Origin of the sequence: Kitasatospora sp. CB01950, from assembly GCF_001905465.1 — a bacterium.
Classification (GTDB): Bacteria; Actinomycetota; Actinomycetes; order Streptomycetales; family Streptomycetaceae; genus Kitasatospora.
On sequence record NZ_LISX01000006.1, the window covers coordinates 453,748 to 465,598 of the forward strand.

Genomic DNA, 11,851 nt, shown 5'->3' on the forward strand with positions numbered 1-11,851 from the left:
CGGTTCCGCCGGGCCGGGACGGTCGGCCGGGCGCACAGCCTGACGGCATGTCGGACCCGTTCCGCTGGTCGGGGTGCCGCGCCCCCGGTACGGGGGTTTCCGGGGGAGCGGCGAGTTCAAAGCTAGTCGGGGGGCCACCCGGATTCGTCATCCCGCCGAATGATCACGACGTCCGCGCACTCCGTCGCGGGGATGCCGTCGGACGGTCGACGGACGGACGGCCCAGAGCGGGGCGACGACCCGGCACGCGGGCCCGGTTCGCACTCCCCGGCCCGGTCGAATCGCCATCTTCCGGACACACCGGTGCGAGGGCGGGCGGCCACCGCCCGCCCTCGCACCGGCGACCGAAGCATCCCCGGGGCGCCCCGGGGCCGTCCCCGGCTCATCCCTGCGACTGCATCCGCCGGACGGAGGGCCACCGCGCCTGTCGGTCGTACGGATGCCGGCCGACCACCCACCGCAGGAACGCCCGGGAGCCGATGGCCGCCCACCGGGCCCGGCGGATCCACGTACCGCCCGCCGAACAGCACCGCGCGGGACCGTGTCGTACCGGTCCCGCGCGGTGAAGAGTCCTCGCTGTGTCAGCTGGTCAGCTCCGGTCGGCCAGCCAGTGGCTGATGGCCTGCCAGGCCAGCTCCAGCATCTCGGGGCGCACCATGTCGGAGTGTCGGCACGGCAGGCCGGCGGTGGTCACCCGTCCGGTCAGGTGGGGCTCCCAGAGCCGGGCCTGGTCGCTGCCCGGCTCCCGGCCCTGTTCGGCGATCAGTAGCAGGGTGTCCCCGTCGAAGCGACCGAAGTCGTGCCGGGCCCTGAGTTCGACGTTGTTGCGGAAGACGCCGGCCATCAGCACCAGTTCCTCGTCGGAGAAGCCGGCGAGCAGCGTGCCCACTTCGGCCCGCATCCGGCCGACGAGCTCCGCCGCCGCGTCGGGGCCGGGGCCCGCCACCGGGTCGGCGAGGGCCGGTGGGGCGGCCGCCGGGTCCGGCGGGTACGCGTCCATGAGTATCAGCGCCACCTGTTCGCCCTCGGCGCGCAGCCGTACGGCGATCTCGTGGGCGGGCGTTCCGCCGAAGGACCATCCCACCACGTGGTAGGGGCCGTGCTCCTGCACCGAGCGGATCCGGTCGACGTACCGGGAGGCCATCTCCGCGACCGTGGTCGCGGGGGTGCTCGCGCCGTCGACCCCGTCGGCCTGGAGCCCGTGGAGCGGGTGGCCCTCGGGTACGAATCGGGCCAGTGGCAGGTAGCACCAGCTGAGCCCGCCGGCGGGGTGGACGAAGAAGAATCCGGGCCGGTCGCCGCCGGGGCGGATCGGGAGCACCGGGCCGAGCGAACCCTGGACGGAGGACAGGTTCAGGGTGCTCATCAGCCCGGCCGGGGTCGGGTTGACGACGAGGTCGCGCAGGGCGACCGACACGCCGCGCTCGCGCAGTCGCTCCATCAGGGCGACGGCGAGCAGGGAGTGGCCGCCGAGGGCGAAGAAGTCGTCGTCGACACCGACGGCCGGCAGTCCGAGCACCTGCGCGAAGGCCTCGCAGACCGCCTCCTCCAGCGCGCCCGCCGGTCCCCGGCCGCGTTCCGCGCGTGCTCCGGCCCCGGCGGAGGGGCCGGGTGCGGGCAGGGCCTTGCGGTCGAGTTTGCCGTTGACGGTCGTCGGGAGGGCGTCCAGCACGACGAAGGCCGCCGGGACCAGCTGGACGGGCAGCCGCTCGAGGGTGAACTCCCGGATCGAGGCAGCCAGTTCGGCGTGGTCGGGCGGCGTGTCGCGGCCCTCGGCGGGTACCACGTAGGCGACCAGCCGCCGGTCTCCGGGGGTGTCCTCGCGGGCGACCACCGCAGCCTGGGACAGGTCCGGGTGCGCGGCCAGCACCGCCGCGACCTCGCCGGGCTCGATCCGTACGCCGCGGATCTTCACCTGGTCGTCGGTCCGGCCGACGAACGCCAGCTCGCCGTCCGGTGTCCAGCGTGCCCGGTCGCCCGTGCGGTACATCCGTTCGCCCGGTTCGCCGAACGGGTTGGCGACGAAGCGCTCGGCGCTCAGGCCCGCCCGGCCCAGGTAGCCGCGGGCCAGGCCCGGGCCGGCCAGGTACAGCTCGCCGGGAACGCCCGGCGGCACCGGTGCGAGTCGCTCGTCCAGGACGTAGAGGCGGGTGTTGACCACCGGCCGGCCGATCAGCATCTCGGGGGCGTCCGGCTCGCAGCGCCACATGGTGGCGTCGACGGTGGCCTCGGCCGGTCCGTAGGAGTTGTACATCCGGCGGCCCGCGGCCCAGCGGGCCATCAGGTCCGGGCCGGTCGCCTCGCCTGCCGCCACCAGCACCAGCTCGGGGCTGACGGTGGTTTCGTCGAGGGTCGCCAGCAGGGCCGGGGGCAGTGTCACGTGGGTCACCCCGGTGGCGGCCAGGAACACGGGCAGCGCCCTGCCCAGCCGCTGATCCTCGGGCACCACCACCAGGGTCGCCCCGGTCAGCAGGCCCATGAACCACTCCCAGCCGAAGGTGTCGAAGCCCGGCGACATGAACTGCCCGACCCGGGACCCCGGCCGCACGCCCAGGTGGCGCAGATGGCCCTCGACCAGGCTCGCCACGCCGGTGTGGGTGACCAGGACGCCCTTGGGCCGGCCGGTCGAACCGGAGGTGTAGATCACGTAGGCGGGGTGGGCCGGAGTCAGCGCGGCCGTCCGCTCGCCGTCCGTCGGCGCGGTGGGGTCGAGGCGGTCGAGCTCGCCGCGGAGCTGCGGCGCGTCGAGCAGCAGGACCGGTCCGGCCACGGCCGCGGCCGTCCCGGTGGTCGCCAGCACGGTGGCCGGGCGGGCATCCTCCAGCATGGAGGCGATGCGCAGCTCCGGGTAGGCGGGGTCGATCGGCAGGTACGCGGCGCCGGCCTTGAGGACCGCGAGCAGGCCGGTCACCAGCTCGATGCCGCGCTCCAGGCAGAGCGCCACCAGGGACTCCGGGCCGATGCCGCGCCCGATCAGCAGGCGGGCCAGGCGGTTCGCCCGCTCGTCCAGCTGAGCGTAGCTGAGCTCGGTGCCGTCGGCGACGAGTGCGACGGCGTCGGGGGTCTGCGCCACCCTGGCCTCGAACAGGGCGGGCACGGTCGCCGCGGCGAGGTCGACCGCGGTGTCGTTCCACTCGGTGAGCAGCCGCTCCCGTTCGTCGGCGGCCAGCACCTCGACGGCGGCCAGCCGGGTGTCCGGGGCGTGTTCGAGCGCGTCCACCAGGCCGTCCAGGCACGTGCGCAGCAGGGCGCAGAGCTGTTCGGCGTCGGCCCCGGCGACGGCGTCGACGGTCAGGCCGAAACCGGCGCCGCCGTCGTCGACGGCCACCGCCACCGGGTAGTTGGTGGCTTCGCGGGTGAGCAGGGTGCTGATGCCGTCGAAGCCGGTGGCCGGCCCGTCACCGGCGCCAGGGGCGCCGCCGTGGCGGTAGTTGAACACGGAGGTGAACAGCGGGCTCGGGGCGGGCACGGCGCTCGCCTGCTGGGCCAGGGTGAGCGGGGAGTGCTCGTGCACCATCAGTTCGGCGAGTTGGCGGCGCAGGTCGGCGAGTGCCCCCGCCACGTCCGTCCCGGTGGTGCGGACCCGGACCGGCAGGGTGTTGAGGAACAGGCCGGGGACCCGGTCGGCGCCGGCCCCGGCGTTCATCCGGCCGAACAGTACGGTGCCGAACACCACGTCGTCGCGGCCGCTGGTGGCGGCCAGGACGCGGGCCCAGGCGAGGTGGAAGATCGTCGCGGGGCTCACTGCGAGCCCGCGGGCCACCCGGCGCAGCCGTTCGTCGAGTTCGCCGGTGATGACCTGGTGGGCGCGGACGGCGCCGCTGCCGTCGCCGTGCACGTCGAGCAGGCCGTAGGGCGCGGTGGTCTCCTCGACATCGCCGAGCAGGTCGGCGAAGTACCGCTCGTGTTCCTCGCGCGGGACGCCGAAGCGGGCCTGGGCGACGAAGCTGCGGAAGGGCAGCGGTGCGGGCAGGGTGTCGGCGCGTCCGGTGAGGATCGCGCGCAGTTCCCCGAGCAGGACGCCCCGGGTGGTGTGGTCCTGGATGAGGTGGTGGACAGTGAGCGCGGCAAGTCGGCGGCCGGTTTCGGGCTCGGGGGCGGTGTGCACCCGGATCAGCGGCGCGCGGCCGAGGTCGAGGCGCGCGGCAGCGGCCTCCCGCAGCTGCGCCCCGACCGGCCGGTCCGGGTCCAGCGGGACGTCCTCGACCGGCAGCGGGGCCCGGCGCAGCACCACCTGGACGGGTTCGCGCAGTTCTTCCCAGACGATCGCGGTGCGGTAGATGTCGTGCCGGTCCACGACCTGCTGGAGCGCGCCGAGGAAGGACTCGAAGTGCTGCTGCGTGTCGAAGGCGACCAGGGTCGGCGAGGCGTACGCGTCGGTGCCCCGGTCCGTCTGGAGCAGGTGGTGGAAGAGGATGCCTTCTTGGAGCGGAGCGAGCGGGTAGATGTCCGCGATGTTGGCGGCGCCGCCGGGGATGCGGGCGGTCAGGCGGGCGAGCTCCGCCGCGTCCAGGTCGACCAGCGGCAGCATGTCGGGCGTGAGTTCGCTCGCGCCGTCGGGGATCAGGTTCGGCGGGACCTCCACCTGTTCGGGTGCGGCGGTCGCCGCCAGGCCCGCCGGGGTCGGTGTCTGGAACAGGGCCTTCACCGAGACGGCGACTCCGCGCGTGCGCAGCGCCTCCACCAGCGAGACGGCCAGCAGGGAGTGGCCGCCGAGGGTGAAGAAGTCGTCGTCGACGCCGACCGTGGGAAGGCCCAGTACCTCGGCGAACGCCGCGCACAGCACCTCCTCCTGGACGGTGGCCGGGGCCCGGCCGGGGCCCGCCGCCGCGTACTGCGGGGCGGGCAGGGCCGCGCGGTCCAGCTTGCCGTTGGCGGTCAGCGGCAGGGCGTCGAGCACCACGACCGCGGTCGGCACCAGGTGCTGGGGCAGCCGCTGGGCGGTGAACTGCCGCACGGATGCCGGGAGTTCCTGGTCCTGCGAGTCGGCGGCGACCAGGTAGGCGACCAGCTGCGGTTCGCCCGCCGCGTCCGTGCGGGCGACCACCGCGGCCTGCCGGACCCCGGGGTGGGCGGCCACGACCTCCCGGACCTCGCCCGGTTCGACGCGGAAGCCGCGGATCTTCACCTGCTCGTCGGCCCGGCCGGCGAACACCAGCCTGCCGTCACCGGTCCAGCGCACCCGGTCGCCGGTACGGTACATCCGCTCGCCGCCGCCGAACGGGCAGGCCACGAAGCGTTCGGCGGTCAGCGCGGGCCGGTAGGCGTAGCCGCGGGCCAGCTGCGCGCCGGCCACGTACAGCTCGCCGGCCACCCCGACCGGCACCGGGTTCAGTGCGCCGTCGAGGACGTAGAGGCGGGTGTTGGCCACCGGTGCGCCGATCGGCACGACGCCGTCGGCGGCATCCCGCGCGGTGAACCGGGTGGTGGTGACGCCGATGGTGGTCTCGGTGGGTCCGTAGTGATTGAACACCTCCCGCTCGCCGGCGGCCGCCAGCAGGTCGGCGACCAGCGCCGGCGGGGCGGATTCGCCGCCCAGCACCAGGGATCCGGCCGGGAGCACCGCGGCGGCGCCGCGCGGTCCGGCCAGTGCGGCCAGGTGCGAGGGCACCGCCTTGAAGTGGTCGATCCGGTGCTCCGTCAGGTAGCCGGAGACCGCCGTCGGGTCGGTGACCGTGTCCGCGGGCAGGACGTGCAGTTCGCCGCCGGTGGTGAGGGCGGCGAACAGCACGGTGTTGCCGAGGTCGGTGGCCTGGGCCTGGAGCAGCGCGTAGCGGCTGCCGGGGGCGCCGAAGCCGACCCGGCCGGGCACCGAGGCGGTGTAGTTGGCCAGCGCGCCGTGGGTTACCTGGACGCCCTTGGGGCGGCCGGTGGAACCGGAGGTGTAGATGACGTAGGCGAGGGAGTCGGGTCGGGGGCGGGCGTCGGGGGCGGTGGTGGGTGCGGTGGCGAGTGCGGCGCGTACCGGCGCGGAGTCGACGGCGACGGTCAGCAGGCGTCCGGTGGGCAGTTCGTCGAGGATGTCCTCCTCGCCGAGCAGGGCCACCGCCCGGCTGTCGGTGAGCAGGTGGCGGATCCGCTCGACGGGGTACCCGGGGTCGATCGGCAGGTACGCCGCACCGGCCTTCCAGACCGCCAGGATCGCCGTGATCATCGGGATACCCCGGCCCAGGCCGAGGGCCACCACCGATTCGGTGCCCACGCCCCGCCCGATCAGGTGGTGGGCGAGCCGGTTGGCGTGCTCGTCCAACTCGGCGTAGGTCAGTGCGGCGCCGTCGTCGACGACGGCCACCGCGTCCGGCGTGCGGGCCGCCTGTTCCTCGAAGTCCTGGTGGACCGTCAGGCGGGGCGCGGGCGCGGTGGTCGCGTTCCACTCCTCGACGACGCGTCGGCGCTCGTCGGCGCCCAGCACATCCACGGTGGCGATCCTGGTCTCCGGGTCGGCGGCCAGGGCTCCGAGCACCCGCACCAGGCTGTCCGCGATCCGCCGTACGGTCGGCTCGTCGAAGAGGTCGGCGGCGGCGTTGAGCATGCCGCCGATGCCCTGCGGGGTGCCGTCCGGGTCGAAGGACTGCGCGACGGTCACGCTCAGGTCGAACTTGACGCCCGCCTCACCGCCGCCGGCCACCCGGGTGGCCCGCACGCCGGGCAGGCCGGCGATCTGCGCGCCGGAGGCACCGCCGGTGTCCATGCTGAGCACCACCTGGAACAGCGGGTGGCGGGCCAGCGAACGCGCCGGCGCGAGCTCCTCTACCAGCCGCTCGAACGGCACGTCCTGGTGGGCGAAGGCCCGTAGCCCGGTTTCCCGGGCCTGCCGCAGCAGGTCGGCGAAGGTCGGGTCGCCGGACAGGTCGGTGCGGAACACCAGGGTGTTGACGAAGAAGCCGATCAGGTCGTTCGCGGCCTCGTCGGTGCGTCCGGCGATGCCCGCGCCGATCGGAATGTCGGTTCCGGCGCCGAGCCGCGACAGGGTCACGGCCAGGGCGACCTGGAGCAGCATGAACGGGGTCGCCCCGCGTTCGCGTGCCAGTTCCGCCAGCCGGCCGTGGACCTCCGCCGGGACCTTGAACTCCAGGACGTGGCCGCGCCGCGAGGGCACGGCCGGGCGCGGCCGGTCGGCCGGCAGGTCCAGCTCCTCGGGGAGGCCGTCCAACGCCTCGCGCCAGTAGGCCACCTGACGGGCCAGCAGGCTCTGCGGGTCGCCCTCTTCTCCCAGCAGCTCGCGCTGCCAGCGGGCGTAGTCGGCGTACTGCACCGGCAGCGGCGCCCAGTCGGGGGCCCGGCCGGCCAGCCGCGCGGTGTAGGCCGTGGTGACGTCCCTGACCAGCGCCTCCATTGACCAACCGTCACCGGCGATGTGGTGCACCACCACCGCGAGGACGTGTTCCTCGGGGCCCGTCGCGAACAGCCAGGACCGGATCGGCAGGTCGGCGGCGAGGTCGAAGGCGTGGCCGGTGGCCGCGGCGACGGCGGCCCGGACCGCGGCGTCCGGTGCCGTCCCGTCCGGGCCGGGCCCGCGCAGGTCGACGAACTCCAGCCCGCAGTCGAGCCCTTCGGCTTCCCGCACGTACTGGTACGGCTCGCCGTCCACCACCGGGAACACCGTGCGCAGCACTTCGTGCCGCCCGACGAGGTCGCGCAGCGCCGCGTCCAGTGCCTGTCGGTCCAGCGTGCCGGTGAGCCGCAGCACGGTGGGGATGTTGTAGGTGGCGCTCGGGCCCTCCAGCTGGGCGATGAACCAGAGCCGCCGTTGGGCGTACGAGAGCGGCACCCGCTCCGGGCGCGGGGCGGTCGTCAGCGGGGCGCGGGCCGCCCGTGTGCCGTCCAGCCTGGCGGCCAGGCCGGCCACCGTGGGTGCTTCGAAGAGGGTGCGCAGCGGCAGTTCCACGCCCAGCGCCGTCCGGACCCGGCCGACCAGCCGGGTCGCCAGCAGCGAGTGGCCGCCAAGGGCGAAGAAGTTGTCGTCGACGCCGATCGACGGCAGGCCCAGCACCTGGGCGAACATCCCGCAGAGGATCTCCTCCTGCGGCGTGGCCGGGCCCCGGCCGGCGTCCGCCGGGGCGCCGGAGTCCGGGGCGGGCAGCGCGGCGCGGTCCAGTTTGCCGCTGACGTTGCGCGGCAGTGCCGGGAGCACCACGACCGCGGCCGGCACCATGTAGTGCGGCAGTCGGTCTGATGTGAACTCTCGCACCAGGGCCGGAAGTTGCCTGTCCGATCCGGGTTCGGCGGAGACCACGTAGGCGACCAGGCACTTCTCGCCCGGGGTGTCCTCGCGGGCCACCACGGCGGCCTGGGCGACCCCGGGGTGCGCCGCCACCACTTCCTGGACCTGGCCCGGTTCGATCCGGAAGCCGCGGATCTTCACCTGCTCGTCGGCCCGCCCCAGGTACTCCAGCCGGCCGTCGGCGTCCCGGCGCACCAGGTCGCCGGTGCGGTACATCCGCGCACCCTGCTCGAACGGGCAGGCGACGAACCGCTCGGCGGTCAGCTCCGGCCGGCCCAGGTAGCCGCGGGCCAGACCGGTGCCGCCGACGTACAGCTCACCGACCGTCCCCACGGCAACCGGCCGCAGCGCGCCGTCCAGCACGTAGGACGTGCTGTTGGCCATCGGACGGCCGATCAGCGGGTGCGCGCTGTCCGCGGCGTCGGCCCAGAGGGCGTCCACGCTGCACTCGGCCGGCCCGTACAGGTTGTAGCAGAGCACGCCGTCGGCGGCCCGCAGCCGCTCCCACAGGGCCGGCCCGGCGGCCTCGCCGCCCAGCAGCACCACCGCGGGCCGCCGGTCCGGATCGTCCACCAGCCCGTGCTCGACCAGCTGTTCGGCATGGGTGGGGGTGAGGTCCATGACGTCGATGCCCGCGTCGCGCACGTGGCGCACCAGCGCCCGCGCATCCCGGCGGACGTCGTCCGGGACCAGGTGCAGTTCGTGACCGGCGGCCATCCACAGCACCTCGTCCCAGCTGGTGTCGAAGGACAGCGAGGCCGTCAGCGCGACCCGCATCCGGCGGCCGGCCCGCGCGACGACGTTGGCCCGATGGCCGGCGTACAGGTTGCTCAGGCCCGCGTGCGGTACCAGCACACCCTTGGGGCGGCCGGTCGAGCCCGAGGTGTAGATGACGTACGCGGGGTGGGCGGGCAACGGCGCGGGACGCTCGCCCGGGCGCAGCGGCCCCGACGGGAGGGCGGCCAGCAGGGCCGCGGTGTCCGGCGCGTCCGGGAGCAGCACGGTGGCGCCGCCGGTCGCGGCCGCGGCGGCGGTGACGGCGTCGGCCACCACCACGGCCGGCGCGGAGTCCGCCAGCATGGCGACGACCCGGTCCACCGGGTGGTCGGAGTCGACCGGCAGGTAGACCCCGCCCGACTTCAGCACGGCCAGCATCGCCACCAGCGAGGTGAGGCTGCGCTCCAGCAGCACCGCGACCACCGATTCCGCGACGACGCCGAGCGCCACCAGGTGGCGGGCCAGGCGGTTGGCGCGGGCGTCCAGGTCGGCGAACGAGACCCGGAGGTCGCCGAAGACCAGCGCGGTGGCGTCCGGCGTGGCGGCGGCCTGGGCCTCGAACACCTCGGCCAGGGTGGCGGTCACCGCCTCGGCGGCCGTGTCGTTCCAGTCGACCAGCAGTCGCTGCTGCTCGGCCCGGTCCAGCACGTCGATGCTGTTCAGCGGCCGGTCGCGGCCGCCGTCCAGCGCCGCTTCCAGTGCGGGAACCAGGTGCGCCAGCACCGCGTGCAGCTGGGCGACCACCACGGACGGGTCGATCGGGTCGAGCGCGTCCACGGACAGCTGGAGGCGGTCGCCGTCGTCGTCCACCGCGGCGGACAGCGGGAAGTTGTCGCGTTCGTGGGTGAACACCGTCGTGACCCCGTCGAGCCGGCCGGACGACGACTGCCCGTCGCCGTCGCCCTGGGACCGGCCGGGGTTGTGCCGGTAGTTCAGCAGGGTGGTGAACAACGGCGCGTCCCCCGGGACGCCACTGGAGCGCTGGGCCAGCACCAGCGGCGCGTGCTCGCGCTCCAGCAGGTCCGCCAGCTGCCCGCGCATCGCGCGCACGGCGGCCAGCGCGCCGCCGCCGGCGACCAGGGCACGGACCGGCAGGGTGTTCATGAACGGGCCCGGTACCCGGTCGGAGCCGGTCCCGGAGTTCATCCGGCCGAACAGCACGGTGCCGAACACCACGTCGCCCCGGCCCGACACGGTGGCCAGCACCCGTGCCCACGCCACGTGCAGCACGGTCGCCGGGCTCGCCCCGGCCCGCCGCGCCACCTCGCGCAGCTGCTCGGCCAGCCTCGGTTCGACCGTGACCGTACGCCGCACCAGGGCGGCGCCGTCGCCGCGCACGTCCAGCAGGCCGTACGGCGCGGTGGGCTCGGTGACATCGCCCAGCAGCCGGGCGAAGAAACGCTCGTGGGTTCCGGTGTCGGCGCCTGCCAGGGCGTGCGCCACGAAGTCGCGGAACGGCAGCGGCGCGGGCAGTTCGGCGCCACGTCCGGCCACGAAGGCCCGCACCTCGTCGAGGATCACCGCCAGCGCCGTGTGGTCCTGCACCAGGTGATGCATCCTCAGCAGCACCAGCCGACGCCCGTCCGGCCGGGCCGCCACGTGCAGGTCGACCAGCGGTGCCCGACCGATGTCCATGGTCACGCCGACCCGGGCCAGCAGCGCGCGCGCCGCCTCGCCGGGGTCGGCCGGCAGCTCGTCGCCGGCGGTGTCGGGTTCCACCTCCACCACCGGCAGCACCGCGCGGCGCCACACCACCTGCACCGGCTCGCGGAGCCCTTCCCATAGCACGGCCGTCCGCAGCACGTCGTGCCGGTCGATCACCTGCTGGAGGGCGGCCGCGAAGGCGTCCAGCCGGGCCGGGGCGTCGAACTCCAGCACCGTCGGCAGCACATAGGTGTCCTCGCCGCCGTCCGCGAGGAGGTGGTGGAAGAGCAGGCCCTCCTGGAGCGGTGCCAACGGGTAGATGTCCGCGACGTTGGCGGCACCGCCCGGGGTCCGCTCCGTGATCCGCCCGATCTCGGCCGGGGTCAGCTCGACCAGCGGCAGCATCTCGGGCGTGATCGCGGTGGCGCCGTTCGGGATCAGGTTCGCCGGGACCACCACATGCTCCGCGCCCCGGCTGGCGGCCAGGCCCGCCGGGGTCGGGCTCTGGAACAGGGCCTTCACCGACACCGACACACCGCGTTCGCGCAGCCACTCCACCAGCGACACGGCGAGCAGCGAGTGGCCGCCGAGGGCGAAGAAGTCGTCGTCGACACCGACGGCGGGCAGGTTGAGGACGTGGGCGAACGCCCCACAGAGGATCTCCTCCTGCTGGGTGGCGGGCGCCCGACCGGCCCCGGCACCGACCTCGGGAGCGGGCAGGGCCTTGCGGTCGAGCTTGCCGTTGACGGTCAGCGGCAGCGCGTCGAGCACCACCACCGCCGCCGGCACCAGGTACGACGGCAGCAGGTCGACGGCGAACTCCCGCACCACGGAGGGAAGTTGTTCCCCCGACTGGCTCTCACCGGGCACCACGTACGCCACCAGGCGCTTGTCACCCGACACGTCCTCCCGCACGACCACCGCCGCCTGCGCCACACCCGGGTGAGCCGCCACCACTTCGGCGACCTCGCCCGGCTCCACCCGGAACCCGCGGATCTTCACCTGCTCGTCCGCACGGCCCGCGAACACCAACTCGCCGTCGGCGGTCCACCGCGCCAAGTCACCCGTACGGTACATCCGCACACCCGCTTCGAACGGACACGCCACGAACCGCTCACCCGTCAGCCCCGCCCTCCCCAGGTAGCCGCGCGCCAACTGCGCTCCCGCGACGTACAGCTCGCCCACCACACCGACCGGCACCGGCCG

Annotated in this window: 1 protein-coding gene; it reads right to left on the reverse strand. The window is 74.7% G+C overall.

The window, feature by feature from the left end; all coding sequences use genetic code 11:
* Window positions 1-589: 589 nt before the first annotated feature.
* Window positions 590-11,851 (reverse strand): non-ribosomal peptide synthetase (locus tag AMK19_RS18640; protein WP_143200267.1); only part of this gene is annotated, 11,262 nt, incomplete at its 5' end.